We start from the raw sequence: 20,181 nt of genomic DNA, 5'->3' as shown, positions 1-20,181 counted from the left end.
TTATCGGACCGGTTTCTCGGCGTTGCCGCGGACCAGTTCGATCATCGACACGCCGTTGACCTTCTCGACCTTGTAGTTGACACCGGAGAGGTCGCCCATCGCGCGACCCTTCGCGCCACCGATCCCGGCGATGGTGACCTCGTCGTGTTCGTCGATAAAGGAGATAGCGCCGTCACCCGGACAGAAGGCGGTCACCTGTTTGCCGTTCTTGATCAACTGGACCCGGACGCATTTCCGGACCGCGGAGTTGGGCTGTTTGGCCTCGACCGCTGTCTTTTCGAGTACGATACCGCGACCCTGGGGCGCCCCCTCGAGTGGGTCGGACTTCTCCCGAAGTCCCCGCTCTCGGCGCGCGTACTTCGAGTCGGACCACCGGTGCTGCTGGCGGTCCTTCCGGAGCTTGCGCGCGGCGTATTTGCCGTTCGCCATAGTACCCGTCCGTACCCTATCGAGATACTTAAGCGTCCTCTTTCGCACTCGAAAAAATCACGCGAGGGCGTACCACGCTGCCGTCCTCACGTTAACTGGATGTCGTCCACGTCGAAGTGTCGCTTCGCCATCCGCCGGGCGGCCTCGATGTTCCGGCCGTCCTTGCCGATGGCGACGCCGGTGTCGTCGTGGTCGACCTCGGCGTAGGCCACGGTGTCCTCGTTCTCGCTGATCGTGACGTTGTACACCGCGGCGGGGGCCAGCGCGTTGGCCACGAACGCCTCGGCGGTGTCGGCGTCCTCGATCAACTCGACCGTGCTTCCCAGTTCCTCTTCGATCTGCTCGACGTTGCGTCCCCCCGGGCCGATCGCCTCGGCCATCTCCCCCGCCGCGACGACGAAGACGACGCGGTCGTAGGTCTCGTCGACGACGCAGTCCCGGACCGTGACCCCGATCTCGTCCTCGAAGCGCGCGATGTACTGGCGCTGCCGGTCCGAGAGGGAGACGGTCATCGACTCAGTCGGCTCCCTCGCCGTCGCGGGCCGGCTCCGACCCCATCCGGAGGTTCACGTCGCCGGTGCCGAGCTTGATCGGCTTGCCGACGATGACGTTCTCCGTCACGCCGTTGAGGTCGTCGACCTCGCCGTGGATCGCCGCGTCCAGCAGGTGGTTGACCGTCACCTCGAACGCCGCGCGTGCGAGGACGGAGTCCTTCGACCCGGAGATGCCGTGGCGGCCGATGGACTCGATGGTGCCGTCGTTGGTCATGATGTCCGCGACCAGCATGAGGTGGCGGATGTTCACGTCGTCGAGCCCCTGCTCTTCGAGCGTGTTCATCGTCTCCTCGATGATGGCCTCGCGGGCCGCCTCGACGCCCAGCTGGCGGTAGATCTCGTGGATGTTGTTACAGGTCGAGCGCGAGGCGTCGACGCCCTCGATCCCGAGGACGTTGCCCAGCTCCGACCCCTCCGTGTAGAGGACGAACTCGCCGTCCTCGCTCTCCTCGGTGTCCTCGCGGCGGATGACGACGCGGTCGATGTCCTCGATCCCCTTGAAGACGATCTCCCGGAGGTCCTCGACCAGCTGGAGCAGCTCGCGGTAGCTGGGCTGGTCCGGGCCGAACTCGATGGTCGTGTCGTCCAGCTGGACGACCTCGACGCCGAGGTTCGACTCGATGGTCTCCGAAATTTCGGTGACGATCTCCGCCAGGTTGTCGACCGTCGGCCACCGCTCCTGCAGGGTGTCCGGGTTGAGGTCGACGCGGACGAGCATGTCCGCCACGTCCGTCGAGATGTCCCCGAGCGCGAGGATGCGCGTGGCCTCGATCTTCCAGACGACCTCGTGAGCGCGCTCGCGGTTCTGCGCGAACTCGTCTTCGAGGTGGACGGTCATCATCGGCGTGTCCGGCGTCTTCCGGGCGTCCACCAGCTCGATGAGCCGGGGGAGCCCCTGCGTGACGTCGATCTCCGCGACGCCCGCGTAGTGGAAGGTGTTCATCGTCATCTGCGTGCCGGGTTCCCCGATTGACTGGGCGCTCACCGTCCCCACGGGATCGAGCGGATCGACCCGCGTGTCCATGTAGCGGCTCTCGACGGCCTTTGCGATCTGGTCTGCCTCCTCGACGCTGGCCTCACGCTCGTCGACGGTCGCGTAGACCCGCGTCTTCAGCCGGCGGGGCAGTTCCGTGTCCTCGACGACGGCCTCGACGTCGTCGTCGACGCCGTCGAACTTCCGTTGGGGGTCGTAATCTATTTCACTCATGATTAGTCGTCACTCTGGGCCATCCACCAGTCGTCGGCGTGTTCCGAGAGGTTCGTCGGCGAGCGCCCCTCGCCGAGGAACTCCTGTCTGGCCTCGTCGCTGTCGAATTCGGTGTCGAGCACGCGATCGGCGATCCGGTCGACGTCGATGTCGTTGTCCTCGTTCGAGGACACCTTCACCGGACTGGTGCCGTCTTCGCCGAACTCGAACTGCACGATGGTGTCCGAGGTGTCGCGGACGGTCCCGTCGTACTGCGTCTCCAGTTCGGAGAGCGCGTTGATCAGCCGGCGCTGCAGGTAGCCGGACTTCGAGGTACGAACGGCCGTGTCGACGAGCCCCTCGCGGCCGCCCATCGCGTGGAAGAAGAACTCCCGCGGGTTCAGGCCGCCCCGGTAGGAGTGCTCCACGAAGCCGTGGGCCTCCGCGGAGAGGTCGTCCTGCTTGTAGTGGCTGAGGGTGCGGTCCTCGTAGCCGCGGTTGATCCGCTCGCCACGGACCGCCTGCTGGCCGACGCAGCCGGCCATCTGGGTCAGGTTCAGCATCGACCCACGCGCGCCGGATTCCGCCATCACGACCGCGGGGTTGTCGTCGTCGAAGTGCTCCTCGGCGATGTCGCCGGCGGAGTCACGCGCCTTCCCCAGCGTCTGCATGATCTTCATCTCCAGGGTCTCGTCGACCGTGCGGCCGGGCAGCGATTCGAGTTCGCCCCGGTCGTAGGTCTCGATCAGTTCCTGGACGCGGGCGTAGGCGTTGTCGATCGCCTCGTCGATCTGCTCTTCGGCCGCCGGCGAGATCGACTCGTCGTCGATCCCGATCGAGAAGCCAAAGTGCATGATCGAGCGCATCGCCAGCGAGGCGACCTCGTTGACGAAGATCCGCGCCCGGGTCTTCGAGTAGACCTTGGCGATCGTGTCGACGATCTCTCCGCCAAAGGCACCGACCGCGTCCTCGTCGATGGTGCCCTCGACGAGCTGGCCGTTCTCGATGACGACCGTGTCGCCGGCCGAGGAGGTGAACTCGATGTTCAGGTCCTCGGGCAACAGCTCCGAGAACACCGTGCGGCCGGTCCAGTAGGCCTTGCCGGTCTCGTCCTCGCCGTCGGGCTCGGGCAGTTCGTCGATCCGCGTCGCCCGGAGCAGGTCGAGCGCCTGCGTCTCGTTGAAGTGTGGGTTCTGGTTGGTCAGCAGGTAGGTCCCGCTGATGTGGTCCTGGATCGCACCGATGATGTTCTCACCGAACCGCGGCGAGAGCATCTGTTCCTGCACGCGCATCAGGACGCGGGCCTCCGCCCGGGCCTCCTCGTTCTGGAGGGCGTGCATGTTCATCTCGTCGCCGTCGAAGTCGGCGTTGTACGGCGGACAGACCGTCGTGTTCAGCCGGAACGTCTTGTACGGCATCACGACCACTTCGTGGGCCATGATGGACATCCGGTGGAGCGACGGCTGCCGGTTGAAGATGATGATGTCCCCGTCGATCATGTGACGGGAGACCTCCCAGCCGGGTTCGACCTTCTCGGCCAGTTCCTCGCAGTTCTTCTCGGTCACCTTCAGCCGCCGGCCGTCCGGCCGCTGGACGTAGTTGGCGCCGGGGTGTGCCTCCGGCCCGTTGGAGACGTAGCGGCGCGCCTCCTCCAGGTTCCGCTCGTTGACGTTCATCGTCTGGGTCATCTCCGTCGCGACCCGGTCCGGGACGCCGACCTCGTTCAGCGAGAGCGTCGGGTCCGGCGAGATGACGGTACGAGCCGAGAAGTTCACGCGCTTCCCGGACAGCGAGCCCCGGAAACGGCCCTCCTTGCCCTTGAGTCGCTGGGAGAGGGTCTTCAGCGGGCGCCCGGAGCGGTGTCGCGCCGGGGGCGTCCCGCTGATCTCGTTGTCCATGAACGTGGTGACGTGGTACTGCAGCAGTTCCCAGAGGTCCTCGATGATCAGCTGGGGTGCACCGGCCTCGCGGTTCTCCATGAACCGCTGGTTGATCCGGATGATGTCCACCAGCTTGTGGGTGAGGTCGTCCTCGGAGCGCTGGCCGTTGTCGAGGGTGATCGAGGGTCGCGCCGTGACCGGCGGCACCGGTAGCACGGTCAGGATCATCCACTCCGGTCGAGAGCGCTCGGCGTTGATGCCGAGCACGTCGAGGTCCTCGTCCGGGATGTCCTCGAACCAGTCCCGGATGTCGCTCGGCATCAGCTTGTTCATGTCCTCCTCGGTGAGGTCGACGTCCAGGGCCCGCTCGAGGGCCTTGCGGTCTTCCTCGCGCGGACGGAACTCGCCCGAGAGGATCTCCTGGACGCGGCTCTGGTCGATCCCCGTGTCGTCGGCGAGTTCGACCGGGGAGACCCCGCGGTCGTCCTCGTCGTCGGGGTCGGGCTCCATCGCCTCGGCGATCAGGTCCGGGTACTCCGCGGAGAGCACCTGCTGGACCTCGTAGTAGGTCGTGGGCTTCTCGTGGTTGATGTCGTACTGCTTCCCGCCGCAGAAGGGACAGTGGTCCTTCTTCCGGGCCTGCCGGATGGCGGCCTTCGTCACGTCGTTGAGGTCGTTGCTGAGCTCGCGGGATCGTCGCAGGCGGCTCGTGAACTCCTCGCGTTCCTCGTCGTTGAGACAGAGGCGGGAACACTCCCGGCAGGTCCCGCGCAGGAGTCGCCGGATCAGCTTCGCGAAGCCGACGTGGATGACCGGCGCCGCGAGTTCGATGTGGCCGAAGTGGCCGTTACAGGACCCGGAGTGTTTCCCGCAGGTCTTGCACTCGAGGCCGGGGTCGATCACGCCCAGTCGCGGGTCCATGAGGCCCATGTCGATGGGGAACCCGTCGTCGTCGTAGGTGTCGGCCGTGATGACCTTCGTTGCGCTCATGTCCCGGTACTCCTCGGGGTTCATCAGCCCGAACGTGAGCTGGCCGATCTCTTTGGGTGCGTGTTGACTCATTTATACTGCGTCCTCCAGTTCGATCCGCGGGGCGATGCCCAGCGCCTTCATCTCGTCGAGCAGGAGCTTGAACGCGTAAGACATCTCGATCTCGTGGATGTCCGTCTCCTCCTCGCAGTTGGGGCAGTAGACGCGCCGTTGCTCGACGTTCTCGACGGCCGCCATGCCACACTCGGCACAGACGTAGATCCACTCGCGGTCGGACTCGTCGAGCAGCCGTTCCTTCAGCGTCATGGCCGCGCCGTGGCCGATGAACACGTCCCGTTCCATCTCACCGATACGCAGGCCGCCCTCGCGGGCGCGCCCCTCGGTGGGCTGGCGGGTCAGCACCTGCACCGGCCCGCGCGAACGGGCGTGCAGCTTGTTCGAGACCATGTGGTAGAGCTTCTGGTAGAAGATCGTCCCGACGAAGATGTCGGCCTCGATCTGTTCCCCGGTGACGCCCGAGTACATGATCTCCTTGCCGCTGGACTTGAAGCCGCGCTCCTCCAGCGAACCCCGAAGCTCCTCCTCGTTCTCGCCGGTGAAGGGCGTCCCGTCGACGCGCCGTCCCTCCAGCGCCCCGACCTTCCCACCCAGCATCTCCAGCACGTGGCCCACCGTCATCCGCGAGGGCAGCGCGTGGGGGTTCAGGATCAGGTCCGGCACCACGCCCTGCTCGGTGAAGGGCATGTCCTCCTGGGGGGCGATGTGGCCGACGACCCCCTTCTGGCCGTGCCGCGACGCGAACTTGTCCCCGAGTTCGGGGATCCGCTCGTCGCGTACCTTGACCTTCGAGAGCTTCGAGCCGTCCTCGCCCTCCATGAGCGTGACGGTGTCGACGACCCCCGACTCGCCCGAACGCATCGTGACCGAGGTCTCCCGGCGCTTCTGCGGGGAGAGCCCGCCCATGTCGTCGGGTTCCTCGAGGAATCTCGGGGGACTGGTCTTCCCGAGCAGCACGTCGTTCTCGCCGACGTGGGTCTCGGGGTTGACCAGCCCGTCCTCGTCGAGGTGGGTGTAGGCTTCCTCACCGCGCGCGCCCCGGACGTCCTCGTCGGGGATCTCGAAGTGGTCCTCCTGGCCGCCGGGGTAGCGCCGTTCCTCGCCCTCGTAGGTCCGGAAGAAGTGCGACCGGGCCAGCGCCCGATCCACGGACCCGCCGTTGAGGACGAGCGCGTCCTCGATGTTGAACCCCTCGTAGCTCATCACGGCGACGACGAAGTTCTGGGCCGCCGGGCGGTCGTCGTAGCCGATCTGCTCGGTGGTCTGGGTCTTGACCATCGAGAGCTGTGGGTAGTGCAGCAGGTGCTGGCGCGTGTCCGGCCGGATCCGGTAGTTGGCCGAGGGCAGTCCCAGCGACTGCTTGATCATCCCCGAGCCCATGGTAATCCGCGGGCTGGCGTTGTGCTCGGGGTAGGGGATCATCCCCGCACCGATTCCGAAGATCAGCTGCGGGTCGACCTCCAGGTGTGTGTGGTCCTCGGTGACGCCCTCCTCGTCGACGGCGACGAGGATGTCCTCTTCCTCCTCGGCGTCGATGAACTCGACGTAGCCCCGGTCGACCAGTTCGTCGAAGCCGAGTTCGCCGGCCTTGACCGCCGCGACCTCCTCGTCGGACATGAGGGGTTCGCCGTCCTCGACGACGATCAGCGGGCGCCGCGCCCGGCCGGCGTCGGCGTTGACGATGACCTCGTCGGTGCGGTCCTTGACCGAGACGTTCACCATCTCGCTGACGTCGCCCCGGCGCCGTGCCTGCCGGATGTCGTCCGCGAGCTTCTCCGGTTCGGGATGCGTCCCGACCAAACTGCCGTTGACGTATACTTTTGCGTCGCGTCCCTGACTCATATTAGTCGTCCGCTGGCTGCTGTTCGATGGACTCGATCCCCGGGATGCCCGAGACGCCCATCGACGCGAGTTCGTGTTTCAGTCCCTGTTCGTCCTCGATGTTCTGTGACAGCTCCATCGCCTGCGCGAAGTTCTTCACCAGGCCGCAGTTGGGCCCCTCGGGCGTCTCTGAGGGACAGATCCGCCCCCACTGGGTCGCGTGCAGGTCACGCGCCTCGAAGTGCGGCTGGCTGCGCGACAGCGGCGACCGGAGCCGGCGCAGGTGGGAGAGAACCCCCATGTAGTCCGTTCGGTCGACCAGCTGACTCACGCCGGAGCGGCCGCCCACCCAGTTGCCCGTCGCGATCGGGTGTTCGAGCCGCTCGGTCAGCACGTCCGAGCGAACCACGGTCGACACCGACAGCTGCCGGTTGCGCATGTTCGCGCGTTCGAGCTGGTACTTCACGTCCCGTGCCAGCTTGTTCAGCGCCGTCCGGAACAGGTCCTTCATCAGGTCGCCCGAGACCTTGAGGCGCTTGTTGGCGTAGTGGTCCTTGTCGTCGGATTCGCGGCGTCCGAGCGCCAGCTCGAAGCAGGCCTCGGCCATCCGGCAGAGGTAGTACGCCTTGTTGATCCGGACCTCCTCCTCGTCGACCCCGTCCTCGTGGAGGTGCGGGAGCAGGTACCGGTCGATGACGTAGTTCGCTCGCTTCAGCTGGTAGTTCTTGCCCTGGCCGGAGGCGACGCGCTTCCCGAGCGTCTCGATGGCCTCCTCGGTCGTCTGGACCTCGGCGGCCTCCAGGTTCTCGAGCATGAACTTCACGATCTCCGGGTCGTCGCTGACCCGGTGGACGATCTCCTCGTCCGATTCGAGCCCGAGCGCGCGCACGAGCGTCACGAAGTTGATGCTCCCCGAGACCGACGGGAAGGAGACTTCCAGGATCCCGTCGCGGGTCCGCTCACAGAGCACCAGCGCGCGGTAGCCCCGGCGCTGGGAGAAGGTCTTCGCGACCTGGATCTCGTCGCCGTACTTGGTGTCGTACTCCGCGAGGATCTTGTTCGGCGCGAGGTCCTCGCTGGTCATCAGCACTCGCTCGGAGCCGTTGACGCAGAAGTAGCCACCGGGGTCGGCCGGGTCCTCACCGATGTCGATCAGTTCGTTGTCGGTAAAGCCCGAGATGTTGCACTTGTTCGAGCCGACCATGATCGGCATCCGGCCGATCTTCGTCTCGGTCTGGTCGACGACGTGTTCCTCTTCCTCGATGCCGCCCTTGATGATCGCCATCTCCATGAACACCGGCGCCGCGTAGGTGATGTTCCGGAGACGGGCCTCCTGGGGATAGAGCAGCTCCTCGGAGCCGTCGGCTTCGCGGACGCGCGGGGTGACCACGCGGACGTCGCCGAGCTCGACGAAGACAGGCTCCTCGCCCTCCTTGTCGCCGATGTCGGTTTCGATCGTCTCTTTCTCGTCGACCACTTCCTGCATCCCCCGGTCGAGGAACGCGTTGAACGAGCGGAAGTGGTGTTCTGCGAGCCGTTCCCTCGAAAAGTACTCGCGCGAGATCGCGCGTCTGTCGTCGATCCTCATTTATTCCACCACGAGCCGGTATACGACTGCCCGATCCGTCGTGCGGGAGTCGCGGACGATCTCGATGACGTCGCCCACGTCGGCCTCCTCGGGGAGCGCCGGGTCCGCACGGGTGATCTTCGGCAGGTCTGTTCGGTCGATGTTGTACTCCTGAAGCACGTCCTCGAGATCCTCGTCGGGGAGGACGTTGTGGTCCGGTACGAGTTCGTGTTCGCTTACGTCTACCATGTGTGGCCTGGCTGGCTGGAGAAGGTTGCTGTCACGAGATACTACAGCCTCCTTGCGCTGGGGCCCATTTAAGACTTGTCAAAATCCGCCGAGCGGCGCTACGCGGCCCTCGTTTTCGGGGCCGGCGGGGCGTGTTGCCGTGACAGTACGAGAACTGCGCACATAGGAGTTTGGGTTCTCACGGTCTCCGTCTGACGCAGGGCGTCGCCGTGGGAACGCGTGACGACGCCGACTCCTTTGGAAAGTCTTAATACTGCAACCCGGGTACGAAGAGTTGCGTTCGCCCGGATGGTGTAGTGGCCCATCATACAACCCTGTCACGGTTGTGACGCGGGTTCAAATCCCGCTCCGGGCGTACTTCTTCGGCGAACTATCCCGCGAAAACCGCGTAGCGTGTTCTCGCGTTCGTGAGCCGAGAATACGCCAGGGATTTGAACCCTGGAAGACGAGCGAAGCGAGTCTTCATCCGGTTCAAATTCCGACCGACGGGGTCGGTCGGCGTGCGCGGTGCAAGCGCGCACTCCCGCTCCGGGCGCTTTCTGCTGACGCCAAATCGGGAGCGACGGGTGCGACCCGGACGCTGGTGTGAGTGTTTATGCGCGAGAGCGGGTGCACCGACTCCCGATGGGCGCCACGAAGAACCGAGGGGACGAGTCGGAAGCGCGGATCGTCCACGAGTTGCTCGCAGCGGGATACAGCGTGTCGATCCCCTTCGGAGACAACGACAAGTACGATCTGATCGTCGACGACGGAGAACGGATGCACCGGGTCCAGTGTAAAACCGCGTGGGCGAACAAGCAGAACACGATCCGATTCAACACCCACTCACAGACGACCGAGGACGGGCAATACAGCGAACAGACGTATCAGGGCCGAATCGAGGCGTTCGTGGTTCGGTATCCGCCGAGAGAGACGCTCTACTGGATCGACGTCGCCGACGCCACGACGCAGAAGATGGAACTCCGCTTCGACGCGGAGATCGACCACCCGTCGATCAACTGGGCGGCGGATTTCGAGTTCGACGGGGAGATTCCGTAGCTCGGCCGTCCCGGGCCAACCTCGAAGCCTCTCATCGCACCTCGTTCCCACGACTGAGAACACGGACCAAAGCGTATAGTGGCGGGGGGCGGAAGAGGGGGTATGAACAGCCGGGACGACCCGCCGCGGGAGATGCCCAAGGCGCTGATCGAGGACTACCTCGAGCAGGAGGCGGGGACGCGCGCCTTCCTGGACGACCTCCAGAAGCTGGCGGCAGAGGGCCGACACGCGGCGGTGCGCGATCGGCTGCGGGACTTCGCCGAGCACTCGCAGGGTGCCTTCTTCGCCGTCGCGCTGAGTCTCGGCGGCTCGGCGCAGTTCTTCGCGGACGTGGAGGCCCAGATGGACGTCGAGACGGGGCAGAAGCTCCGGGATCTCGAGGCGACCTACGGGACGCTGGCCGACGAGTTCGGGCTCGTCCGTTCGGAGCAGACCCAGGACCGGAAGAACTCGGTGACGAGCCTGGGGACGGCGACGACCTACCAGGCCGACGAGGAGGTGCCGCTGATCGAGTACACGCCGCTGTCGGGCGAGGTGGAACTGTACACGGGGCGTGAGTCCCCGGAGGAGGTGCTGCAGGTGGCCCACTTCCTGGTGCGGGCGACGACAGACGCGCTGGACGTGGCGCTGGAGAACGAGCAGCCGGTCAACACCGAGGAGCTGAGCGCGCTGATCGACCGGCGGGAGGAACTGGAGTCGGAGCTGGGGGCGCTTCGGGATCAGATCGACGAGTTGCGGCGGACGCCGGTGGACGAGTAGCGAGCGACGCGACCGAAGGGAGCGTCGCCGGACGTGCGAACGGCGAACGAAGTGAGCCGTGAGTAGGGAGATTCGACTGAAAGGAGAATCTCCGAACTGGTGAACGGGCGCGAAGCGCCCGTGAACCGGGCGGTCGAGCGTAGCGAGGACGACCGGAGGGGACTCCTCGAACAGTCGAGCGGTGAAACCGCGAGACAGCGAGACCGCCGGATGAACGAACGGCGAACGAACCGTCAGCGAGGCGACCTGATTAGTGGGCGAACGCCCCGGCCGAGGGACATACAAGAACTATAAGTCGGGGGCGGCTACGACTGTGGAGATACCCCAGTATGGACGAGCGACTCAGGAACCAGGTGGAGAAGGAACGGCGAGATCTGGAGATCCTCCGCGCGGTCGTGGCCGACGGTCCGATCGGGATCGTCAAACTGGCCGATCGGACGGACGTCCCCGAACACAAGGTGCGGTACTCCCTGCGGATGCTGGAGAACGACGGGTTCATCGAGCCGACGCCGGAGGGTGCAGTGCCGGCCGACGACATCGACGAGCGCCTCCAGCGCGTCAACGAGGGGCTCGACGAGTTGATCGCGCGGCTCGAACGCGTTCGCGACGACGAGGTCGAGGGGACGTAGGGCGGCCCGCGGTCGGACACAGCACGAAGATTCTTGTGGGTGAGTTTGCACCTACACGCATGGACGTGACGGACGCCGCCGGGGAGTGTACGGCGGTCCTCGACGAGGTACAGTCGGCTGTCATCACGGACCGGACCTTTCTCGAGCGGGTGCTGACGGGAATCCTCGCGCGCGGCCACGTCCTGTTCGAGGACGTGCCGGGCGTGGGCAAGACGCTGACCGCGCGGAGTCTGGCGACGGCGCTCGGCCTCGAGTTCTCACGAGTGCAGTTCACGCCAGACCTGCTCCCCGCGGACGTGACGGGGACGAACGTCTACGACGAGGGGGCGGGGACCTTCGAGTTCGCGGAGGGGCCGATCTTCGCGAACGTGGTGTTGGCCGACGAGATCAATCGCGCGCCGCCGAAGACGCAGGCCGCGCTGCTCGAGGCCATGGAGGAGCGCCAGGTCACCGTCGACGGGACGACACACGAGCTCCCGGAGCCCTTTTTCGTGATGGCGACGCAGAACCCCGTCGAACAGGAGGGGACCTTCTCGCTGCCGGAGGCCCAGCGCGACCGGTTCATGATCAAGAGCTCGATGGGCTACCCCGACCGCGACGGGGAACTCGAACTGCTGGACCGGCGGGCGAGCCGGACCGAGCAGGCCCCGACCGTCGGCCCGGTGGTCGACCCGGAGACGGTCCGGGACCTCCAGGCGACGCCCGAGACTGTGACCGTCGAGCGCAAAGTCAGGGAATACGTCGTCGACCTGGGGCGGGCGACGCGGGCGGACGACCGGGTACAGGTCGGCGTCTCACCGCGGGGGATCCAGCGGTTGTTCGAGGCGGCTCGCGCGTACGCGGTGATCGCCGGCCGGGACTACGTGGTCCCGGACGACGTGAAGACGGTGGCCGACGCCGTGCTGGCCCACCGGCTCGTCCTGACGGCGGAGTCGAGCGTCCGGTCGGTCTCGAAACGGGACGTGCTGGCCGACGTGCTGGACCGGGTGCCGGTCCCCACGGTCGAGCGGTAGGTCACTCCCGGAGCGAGGAGAGCAAGAGCAGCGTGGTCCCGAAGGCGACGGTCACCGCACCGGCCGCCAGCGCGGCGTCGGAGGCGGCGGGGACGATGGCCTCGCTCGCGATCAGCAGGGCGAGGACGAGGGCACCAACGACGGCGAGCAGCGCGACAGCGAGGCTCCCGCCGACGTGGACGAGTTCGCCACGGGTCGACGCGGCGCCGGCCGGGAGTTCCTCGCGGAGGCCGGTCGCGAACTCGCCGGCGTCCCAGACCACCACCGCGGCGGCGACGACGACGAAGGCGACCAGCGACGACCCGCCGAAGAGGACGACGAGCATCGCGAGCCCGAACGCGGCGGCACTGGAGAGGGTGGGACCGAGCGCCCGCTCGGGGAGGACGGGGGAACTCACGAGCACGGCGAGCGCGACGAACGTGAGGCCGGCGAGGATGAGCGCGGCGAAGGCCACCACGAGGACGGCCGTGACGACCCCGCCCGCGAGCAGCGACTCGGCGGCGGGGCGGACCGTCGGCGGCGCGGTCGCCAGCAACTCGTCCGCGCTGACCAGCAGGTCGAGGCCGAGGCCCAGCACGAGCGCGACGACGAAGGCGCCGAGCGGTGGCATCCCCTGTCGCAACAAGTCGGCCTCCGAGAGTCGGCGCACGCGCCGGCGGAGTCGTTCGGCGACGACGACTGCCCCCATCGTCCCGATGGCGATGACGAACAGCGTCCGGACCCAGAGGGTCGTCAGCAGCCAGACCAGCGGCCCGCCGACGGCGTCGCCCAGGACGCCGGCCAGGGCCGCCGGTGCGTGGACGCCGGCGACCGCGGCCGCGACGTAGAGACAGACGGCGGCGGCCGTCACGCCGAGGAGGAGTCGGCCCAGTCGCGTGCCCACCCGATCGAGCCGTGCCGTGACCATCGGTCGCTGGCGCGGCGGGAACAGCGTCGCGACGGGGATCGATCGCAGGACGAGTCGGAACAGGTAGAGCACGAGCACGACGTACAGGAGGAAGGTCAACAGCGCCGTTCCGCCGCTGGGGGCCAGCAGGGCGCGGCCCAGCGCCAGTAGCGGGTCGGGGCTGTCGACGACGAGTCGCGCGAGGACGACGACGACCGACTCCTTGGCGGCGACGGCGACGACGAGCACCTGCGCGACCGTCAGCGGGACGAGCATCCCGACGAAGCGCATGAGCGAGCCGGCGAGGATCGCTCCCTCGCGCAGCGGGACGGCGGTCAGCACCGCGCCGAACCCGGTGCCCGCGAGCAGGACGACGATCAGGGCCGCGAGGTGGCCCACCGGCCGTCCGACGTCCAGCCCGAACGCGAGGCCGACGCCCAGCGCGACGGCGAAGGCGACGGCGGCGGGTGTCAGGAGCGCGCCGGCGGCGAACAGTACCGCGACCCGGTCGCTCCGGAGGCCGTACAGCCCGGCCGCGAGCAAGCCGCCCGCCAGCAGCGACGCGACGGTGAGCCTGCTCCCGAGGAGCTGTCCGCCCGCGAGCGCGGCGGCGAGGATCGCGACGAGGGCGCCGACGACCCCCGACAGTTGCGTCCCGCCGACCGTCTCGAACGCCGCGGCCAGGATGCCCTCGCCGCTCCCCAGCCGCGGCAGGACCCGCTCGCTGCCCCCGTCGGTGCGGGGCGATCCGTCGGTCTGACCCTCGCTCTCGCCGGCGGTCGCGTCGACGCCCCTCATTCGCGCCACCCCCTGCTCGCGGCCGACAGCACGTCGGCGAGTGCGATCTGGAGCGGCTCGTCCGGTCGCCAGTCGATCCCGACGACGCCCAGCCGTTCGATGTCGGTCAGCCGGGTCCGCCGCCTGATCTCGGACACGGCCTGGCCGGGCGTGGGGTGCTCTCCCTCGTTCGCCGTCGTGACGTCCGGGCTGAGGACGGTCACGGCGTGGCGGTTCGACAGTAACGTCTCGACGACGGCGACCGGCGCGTCGTCGGAAAGCGGCGTGCAGAGCACGACCTGGGCGTTCGCGGGGAGCCGTTCGCACAGCGCGAGGCCGAGTGCGGTCCCGTCGGGGCCGTCCGGCTCGGCGTCGCCGGGTTCGCCGTCGTCCCCGCCCGCGTCACCGGCTCCGTCCGTCGCAACGGGGGTGTGTGCGGGCTGTGGCCCGGGGCCGTCGTCCTCGCCGCTCTCGTCGAGGCGGTCGAAGAGATCTGCGGCGGCGGCCTCCGTCGCGCCGCCGCGGCCGGGCGACACCCAGTCGCGCTCGTCGCCGGGTGAGAGCGTCGTCACGCCCACCTCGTGGCCGGCGTCGGTGAGGGTGACCAGGCCGCGGGAGGCGGCGTAGAGCACGTGGTCGAACGCCGAGGGGCCGCCGGCCACGGGCTGGGGCCGGGCGATCGGGCGGTCGTCGACGACGAACACGACCGTCGCGGCCCGCTCCTGGCGGAAGGTGACGGTCGCGAGTTCGCCCGTGCGGGCGAGTCGCCGCCAGTCGACGTGCGAGAGGGGGTCGCCGCGGCGGTACTCCCTGACGGAGTGGAACTCGATGCCCTCCCCGCCGGTGTCGGTCGGGCGCTGGCCAGCGAAGGGGGTCGTCAGGTCCGCGAGCGGGAACTCGTCCAGCAGGGTCGAACAGCGCAGCGTCTCGGATCCGACGGGCGCGACGGTGGTCGTCCCCGTGACGGTGCCCGCCAGGTTCCGCCCGCGGACGGCGACGGTCCCGAACTCGTGGCTCCCCCGCGGCGGGTGGACCTCGTAGGTCACGGTCGTCGACTCGCCCGGCCGGAGCGCGATGGCCGCGGCCGGGGAGCCGTCGACGACGGCCACGTCCGCCGGGACGCCGTCGACCAGCCGCAGGTCCGGGATGGCTCGCTCGCCCGTGTTCTCGACGGTGAGGTGGACTGTCACACGGTCCCCGGGGTCGACGTGCTCGTCGTCGAACGTCCGCTCGACGGACAGCGAGGGCGGCCCGAGCCCCGTGAGGTGGCCGTAGACGACGTACGAGAGGGGGATGGTCGCGGCCAGGAAGAAGACGTGGTCGCCGACGTACAGCCCGAGGGCGCTGGCGAAGAGGGCGCCGACGAGGGCGCCGTGCCAGCGGGCGACGCGCATCACGCGCCGGACACCTCCTCGGCAGCGTCTTCGGGGGCCGACTCGGTGGATTCGGTCGCCCGGTCGGCGGCTTCGAGCGCGTAGATGGCCCGGATCGTCCGGATCGTCTGGCGGTGGAAGGCCCCGCGTTCGCCGAGCATGTCCCGGAACCAGAGCCGCAGCGGGACGTCGGGGGCGTCGGCCCCGCCGACGAACGCCGCCGCGGCCGGGTCGTCTGTCCAGCTCCCGTCCTCGACCGCGCGGGCGGCCGTCTCCCAGTCACAGCGGTGGGTCCGCTCGTAGACGTCCGTCGCCAACCGCCGGAGCTCCTCCCGGAGGACCGCCTCCGACTCGGCGGAGCGACCCCCGACCCGGCTGACCGCCGCGAGTCGGGCGTCGAAGTCGTCCCCTACCACCGTCCCGTCGGCGTCCTCGTCGGTCAGGTCGCCGTCGACCGGCAGCGGCGGCGGGCGCGACGGGGTCGTAGAGGACCACAGCCCCTGGACCGCGGCGGTCAGGCCGGCGACGACGGCCAGCGCCGCCAGCCCGACCGTCCCGGTCAGCGAGTCCATCGCCGACGCAAGCTGTGACCGCGGGATCGGCAGGAGACCGGGGGCGAGCGCGAGCGTCGCCGCCGCGAGCAGCCCGACAGCGCCACCACCGACCAGCAGGCGAGTCCGGGAGATCACGCGTTCTCACTCCCGTCCGGTGATTCCGCCGATCCATCACTGGCCTCGCCGCCGTCTGTGGCCGCCGCGCTCTCGGCACCGTCTCCGCCCGCCTTCGAAAGTTCCCGCTGCGCCTCGTCGACGGCGTCGACGTACCCGGCGGGGTCGCGCCGGCCGTACTCCACGTCCCGGATCGCGTCCCGGAGCGTCCGAACGGCGCTCCGGGGGAACCCCGCGTCGACGCCCGAGCGGGCGAGTTCGCCGGGGGTCTTCGTCCGGTGGTCCGCGACGGGCACCTGCGCGCGGAACTCACGCCAGGCCCGCCGCACCCGTTCGCGTGCGTCCGGCGTCGGGTCGTCGGTCGCCGCTGCCGTCGCCGCCGGCGGGTCCGGCTCCGGGTTCGAGTCCCGTCCGGACAAGGAAGCACCGACGCGCCCGACGAGCCTCGCGAGTGCGGCGAAAAGGTGTGTCAGGATGGCTCGCGGCGCGGGCAACCGCCCGAGGTCGAACTCCCGGGCGCGGACGGCGGCGACGAATGCCTGGATCGCCTCGGCCAGTGCGGAACGCAATCGGCGCAGGTGGGCGGGCAGCGCCGCGAGCAGCGCCTCGCCGCGGACCGCGAGGGCGACCAGACCGGCGACGAACGCGCCGGAGAGCCAGTGGAGCGCGACCCGGACCTGCTCGCGCAGGGATCGCCCGGCCGCGACCGCGCGGGAGCGGAGCATCACCGCCCCGGCGACGGCGAGGATCGCCAGCACCGCGAGGAAGCCGGCCGTCAGGTAGCGCATCTGTACTGGCTGGCTCTCGGTGAGCCCGGCCGGCGTCTCGGCAGTCACGGTAGCGCCGGGCGAGAGCGGGAGCGAGACGGTTGCCGTTCCGTCCGAACCGGTTTCGACCGTCTCGCCCCCGGCGGAGACGGTGGCGCCCGGGACCGGTTCGCCCCCGTCAGTGACGGTCGCCGTGACGGAGAGGCCCGGCAACGCGAACCCGGAGACGGTCACGTTCAGATCGGCCAGTCGCAGGGTCCGGTTGCCCGCCGCCTCGCCGCGCTCGACCCGGATCGACGCCCGCTCGCGAACGGGCAGGGTCACGTCCAGCCGGCCGTCTGAACCTGTGCGACCGACGTCGGTCCCGTTGACCGTCACTGCGGCCTGCGAGACCGGACTTCCAGCGATGGTCGCGTTCACGGTCACGGACGCGCCGGGCGCCGGATCGCCTTCGACGCCGACCGCGATCGCCGTCGGCACGTCGAAGGTTCTGGTGGTGTTGGTCTCGTTTTGCAGGGGGGCCGCGGGACTCGATCCCGCGAGCGTCGTCGGGAGTGCGAGCGCCGCACTCCCGGCCGGTCCGCCCTCGTCGTCGGGAACCGAGACGGTCACGTCGAGCTGTGCGGAGAAGGGGACCTCGCCGCTGACCTGCCCGGACTCGTTCGTGACGCCGATCCGGCGACCGTCGAAGGCTACCGCCACGCCCGGCACCGGGTCGCCGTCGCGCTCGACGCGGACGCCGACTCGCTGGCCCGGAACGGGATCGCTCGACAGCGACACCTGGACGCTCGCCTCGCTCGCCGGGTCGAACGTCTCGCCCGGACTGCCGGACTCCGTGTGGTTGTACGTCTCCGCGTCCTCGCTCGCGTTCTCGGCGCCATCTCCCTCGCCTGAGCCGTCCGTGCCGTCGTCACCCTCGCCCGAGCCGTCCCCGGGGTCGGGTCCGCTCTCGCCCCCGCTGGCGGACTCCTGGCCGTCCGGATCGAAGGGGTTCCCGCCGTCCTCGCGGCTCGCGGATTCGAGGAAGCGCCGGGCGGCGCCCTCGGCGTCGCCGTTCTCGGCGGCGCGCTGGTAGGCGCGGAACTCGCTGGCCAGGCGCTCGCGGCCCGGCGTCGGGTCGAACCGGACCCAGCCGGTGCCGGGCACGTACATCTCGACCCACGCGTGCGCGTTCATCGCGCGCACGAGGTACGTGTCGTTCGAACGGGGTTCCCCGGTCGAGTAGCCGACGACGTACCGCGCCGGGATGTCCTGGCTCCGGAGCATGACCGCCATGGCCGTCGCGAAGTACTCGCAGTAGCCCCGCTCCATCTCGAAGACGAACTGCTCGGCCACGTCGCCCCCCTCGTGGCTGGCGTTCAGCGAGTACCGCTTGTTCGCCTCCAGCCACCCCTCGATGGCGACGGCCTGGTCGTAGGGGGTGTCCGCGTCCGCGGTCAGGTCGTCGGTGAAGGACTCGAGACGGTCGGAGCCGTCCCCGGCGCCGTCGACGTAGCGCGATTCGATCTCGTTGGGATAGTCGGTCCCTGCGGCCCGGAGTCGCCCGGGGTCCCGCGGCGGTGCCGCGCTGGTCACCGTGTAGGTCGCGTTCGTCGAGAGCCCCCCGGCGTACCGGAGGCCGCCCTGGTCGGTCACGCGCACGTCGGTCGCGTCGTCGACGCCGACGTCGGTCGGCTGCCAGGCCGCCGGGAGCGAGCCGGCGGGCTGGAGCAGGCGGTAGCGCTGCGTGATCGTCTCGCGGTCGTCGGCGGCCGTCGTCGGCTCGCGTGGCCAGTTCCCCGACGTCGCCTCGCCCCGGCCCTCCCAGCCGTCACCGGTGTAGCGGGCGTAGGCCCCGGTCCGCCAGTAGGTCGCCGCCGAGCTTTGCACGAGGAAGTGCGGCTCCGCGGACTGATTCCGGAGGCTGTCGGAAAGCGGCGCGCCCTGCGACCCGACCCCCGTCCGCTCGCCCGGATCGAGCGCGCCGAACCCGCCGCCGTCGCCGAGTCGCTCGCCCGCGCCGCCGCCGCTTCCCTGGCCCGCGCTTCCAGGGTCGCCGCCCGAGAGCGAGCCCACGAGCCCCTCGACGAGCGATCCCTCGCCGCCACCGCCGCTCGCGTTCCGGCCGCCGAGGACGTCGCCGAGCGCGCCGCTCCCGTCGCCGGTCCCCGCCTCGCCTGCGCCCTCGCGGTCGAGCAGCGACCCGCCCGGCGCGTCCGCGCCGACGACGGGCAAGACGACCGCGACGAGGACGAACCCGGTGATGGCCAGGACCGCGACAGCAGTCCGTGCTCGCTCGCGCGTTGCCGTTGCCGCCTCGGATGCCATGGTAACGATGTCGTCCCCGGCGAGCTACCCCCGCGAGACGCTCGCCGGTAATCTCATCGTAACCCAGCGGCAGGAAGGGATTAAACATTCGGTACGAATTATCAGATCCGATTAGACAGTCACAGCGCGCCGAGAAGTCGGTCCACGTCCGCCGCCGTGTTGAAGACGTGCACCGAGGCCCTGGCCGTCCCGTCGGGGAGCGACCGGACGACGACGCCCTCCTCGCCGAGCCGCTCGACGAGCCCCTCCGGATCCGCCGCCCGGAAGGTCACCAGCCCGGACTCGTACTCGCGGGGCGAGAGCAGTCGGTCGCCCAGCCCCTCTTTGAGCCGATCGGTCAACCGTTCGATCCGCGACTGGATCGCGTCGAGTCCGATCGCCTCGATCCGGTCGATGGCCGTCGCCAGCGCGACGTGGGGCGCGGGCGAGACAGTTCCGATCTCGAGTTTGTGGGCGCCGGCGGACAGCTCACAGCCCGGCGCGCTCGGGTCGTCGACGCTCCGGTAACTGGCCCGCCGGGGTTCGAGGGTGGCGGCGAAGTCGGGGTCGACGTGCAGGAAGCCCGCGCCCCAGAGTCCGAGCAGCCACTTGTGGCCGGCGGCCGCGACGGCGTCGGCGCCCCACTCGGTCACGTCGACGGGGTGCTGGCCGGGCGACTGGACGGCGTCGACGATCACGCGCGTCCCGGCGTCGTGGGCCACGTCCACGACGTCGGAGACCGGCAGGCGCGTCCCGTAGTTCCAGGAGAGCGAACTCAGACAGAGGACGCGCGCGTCGGCCACGACCTCCTTCACCGCGTCCATCTCGACCCGGCCGGCCTCGGTCTCCAGCACCCGGACGTCGAGGTCGTGGACGTCGGCGGCCCGCTCCCAGGGGAGGATCCCGGCGGGGTGTTCGAGGTCCGTGTAGGCGACCGTCTCGCCCGGTTCCCAGTCGATGGCGGCGGCGACCCGGGAGATGCCGTCCGCGGTGCTGTTGGTCAACGCGAGGTCGTCGGGCGCGGCGCCGACGAAGGCGGCGACGTGCTCCCGGGCGGCCCCGAGTTCGTCGTAGGCCATCGAGTAGGGCTCACCGGCGGCGTGGGCGTCGTACTCGTGGCGTTCCAGGAAGTCCGTGGCCGCCTCGACCACTGGGCGCGGACTCGGGCCGCTCGCGCCCGTGTTCAGGTAGACGGTGTCCTCGATTGCGGGGATCTCCGCGCGAAGGTCCTCGGGGGTCATACCGGGCAATT

16 protein-coding genes and 1 tRNA gene are annotated in these 20,181 nt (G+C 69.2%); 5 read left to right on the top strand and 12 right to left on the bottom strand.

The window, feature by feature from the left end; genetic code table 11:
* From U5918_RS08530 to U5918_RS08500, 7 genes are all read right to left on the bottom strand, one after another.
* Positions 1-429 carry a 30S ribosomal protein S12 gene (locus U5918_RS08530; RefSeq protein WP_336000905.1) on the bottom strand — a complete coding sequence of 143 codons (429 nt, stop codon included), beginning with the start codon at positions 427-429 and terminating at the stop codon, positions 1-3.
* 86 nt (positions 430-515) lie between these two features.
* Positions 516-941 (bottom strand): NusA-like transcription termination signal-binding factor, encoded by a 426-nt coding sequence (locus tag U5918_RS08525; RefSeq protein ID WP_336000904.1) that lies wholly within the window; start codon positions 939-941, stop codon positions 516-518.
* A gap of 4 nt (positions 942-945) precedes the next feature.
* On the bottom strand, positions 946-2,190 hold the full coding sequence (gene rpoA2 / locus U5918_RS08520) for a DNA-directed RNA polymerase subunit A'' (RefSeq protein ID WP_336000902.1): 1,245 nt from the start codon (positions 2,188-2,190) through the stop codon (positions 946-948).
* Between the two features lie 2 nt (positions 2,191-2,192).
* Positions 2,193-5,111: a DNA-directed RNA polymerase subunit A' gene (locus tag U5918_RS08515; protein ID WP_336000901.1), complete on the bottom strand. Its 2,919-nt coding sequence runs from the start codon at positions 5,109-5,111 to the stop codon at positions 2,193-2,195.
* Positions 5,112-6,938 carry a DNA-directed RNA polymerase subunit B gene (gene rpoB / locus U5918_RS08510; RefSeq protein ID WP_336000900.1) on the bottom strand — a complete coding sequence of 609 codons (1,827 nt, stop codon included), beginning with the start codon at positions 6,936-6,938 and terminating at the stop codon, positions 5,112-5,114.
* A gap of 1 nt (position 6,939) precedes the next feature.
* Positions 6,940-8,505, bottom strand: coding sequence for a DNA-directed RNA polymerase subunit B'' (locus U5918_RS08505; protein ID WP_336000898.1), 1,566 nt, complete (start codon positions 8,503-8,505; stop codon positions 6,940-6,942).
* Positions 8,506-8,733, bottom strand: a complete 228-nt coding sequence (locus U5918_RS08500; RefSeq protein ID WP_336000896.1) for a DNA-directed RNA polymerase subunit H — start codon at positions 8,731-8,733, stop codon at positions 8,506-8,508.
* A 282-nt stretch (positions 8,734-9,015) separates the two neighbouring features.
* Between U5918_RS08500 and U5918_RS08495 the strand changes: the two genes are divergently transcribed.
* The 5 genes from U5918_RS08495 to U5918_RS08475 all read left to right on the top strand — a co-directional run bounded on the left by U5918_RS08495 (position 9,016) and on the right by U5918_RS08475 (position 12,172).
* Positions 9,016-9,088, top strand: a tRNA-Asp gene (locus tag U5918_RS08495).
* A 269-nt stretch (positions 9,089-9,357) separates the two neighbouring features.
* Entirely contained in the window at positions 9,358-9,771 is a 414-nt protein-coding gene (locus U5918_RS08490) for a group I intron-associated PD-(D/E)XK endonuclease (protein WP_336000894.1), read from the top strand.
* Between the two features lie 102 nt (positions 9,772-9,873).
* On the top strand, positions 9,874-10,530 hold the full coding sequence (locus U5918_RS08485; RefSeq protein WP_336000893.1) for a hypothetical protein: 657 nt from the start codon (positions 9,874-9,876) through the stop codon (positions 10,528-10,530).
* A gap of 329 nt (positions 10,531-10,859) precedes the next feature.
* Positions 10,860-11,159, top strand: coding sequence for a winged helix-turn-helix transcriptional regulator (locus U5918_RS08480; RefSeq protein WP_336000892.1), 300 nt, complete (start codon positions 10,860-10,862; stop codon positions 11,157-11,159).
* A 59-nt stretch (positions 11,160-11,218) separates the two neighbouring features.
* A complete protein-coding gene (locus tag U5918_RS08475; RefSeq protein WP_336000890.1) occupies positions 11,219-12,172 on the top strand; it encodes an AAA family ATPase in 954 nt (317 codons plus the stop codon).
* A 1-nt stretch (position 12,173) separates the two neighbouring features.
* Here U5918_RS08475 and U5918_RS08470 read toward each other — a convergent pair whose 3' ends face one another.
* The 5 genes from U5918_RS08470 to U5918_RS08450 form a co-directional block, all read right to left on the bottom strand.
* Positions 12,174-13,856, bottom strand: a complete 1,683-nt coding sequence (locus U5918_RS08470) for a DUF7519 family protein (protein ID WP_336000889.1) — start codon at positions 13,854-13,856, stop codon at positions 12,174-12,176.
* Positions 13,853-15,229 carry a DUF58 domain-containing protein gene (locus U5918_RS08465; RefSeq protein WP_336000888.1) on the bottom strand — a complete coding sequence of 459 codons (1,377 nt, stop codon included), beginning with the start codon at positions 15,227-15,229 and terminating at the stop codon, positions 13,853-13,855. Before U5918_RS08465 ends, U5918_RS08470 begins: the two co-directional genes overlap by 4 nt.
* Positions 15,229-15,897: a DUF7269 family protein gene (locus tag U5918_RS08460; RefSeq protein WP_336000887.1), complete on the bottom strand. Its 669-nt coding sequence runs from the start codon at positions 15,895-15,897 to the stop codon at positions 15,229-15,231. The genes U5918_RS08465 and U5918_RS08460 overlap by 1 nt, the downstream gene beginning before the upstream one ends.
* Positions 15,894-18,950, bottom strand: coding sequence for a transglutaminase domain-containing protein (locus tag U5918_RS08455; RefSeq protein ID WP_336000885.1), 3,057 nt, complete (start codon positions 18,948-18,950; stop codon positions 15,894-15,896). The genes U5918_RS08460 and U5918_RS08455 overlap by 4 nt, the downstream gene beginning before the upstream one ends.
* A 119-nt stretch (positions 18,951-19,069) precedes the next feature.
* Positions 19,070-20,170: an aminotransferase class V-fold PLP-dependent enzyme gene (locus U5918_RS08450; protein ID WP_336000883.1), complete on the bottom strand. Its 1,101-nt coding sequence runs from the start codon at positions 20,168-20,170 to the stop codon at positions 19,070-19,072.
* Positions 20,171-20,181 lie beyond the last annotated feature (11 nt).

It is taken from the genome of Halorientalis sp. LT38 (assembly GCF_037031225.1).
GTDB classification, from domain to species: domain Archaea; phylum Halobacteriota; class Halobacteria; order Halobacteriales; family Haloarculaceae; genus Halorientalis; species Halorientalis halophila.
Note: the sequence above shows the minus strand (reverse complement) of the source record. Positions and strands in the feature narration are given on the sequence as shown.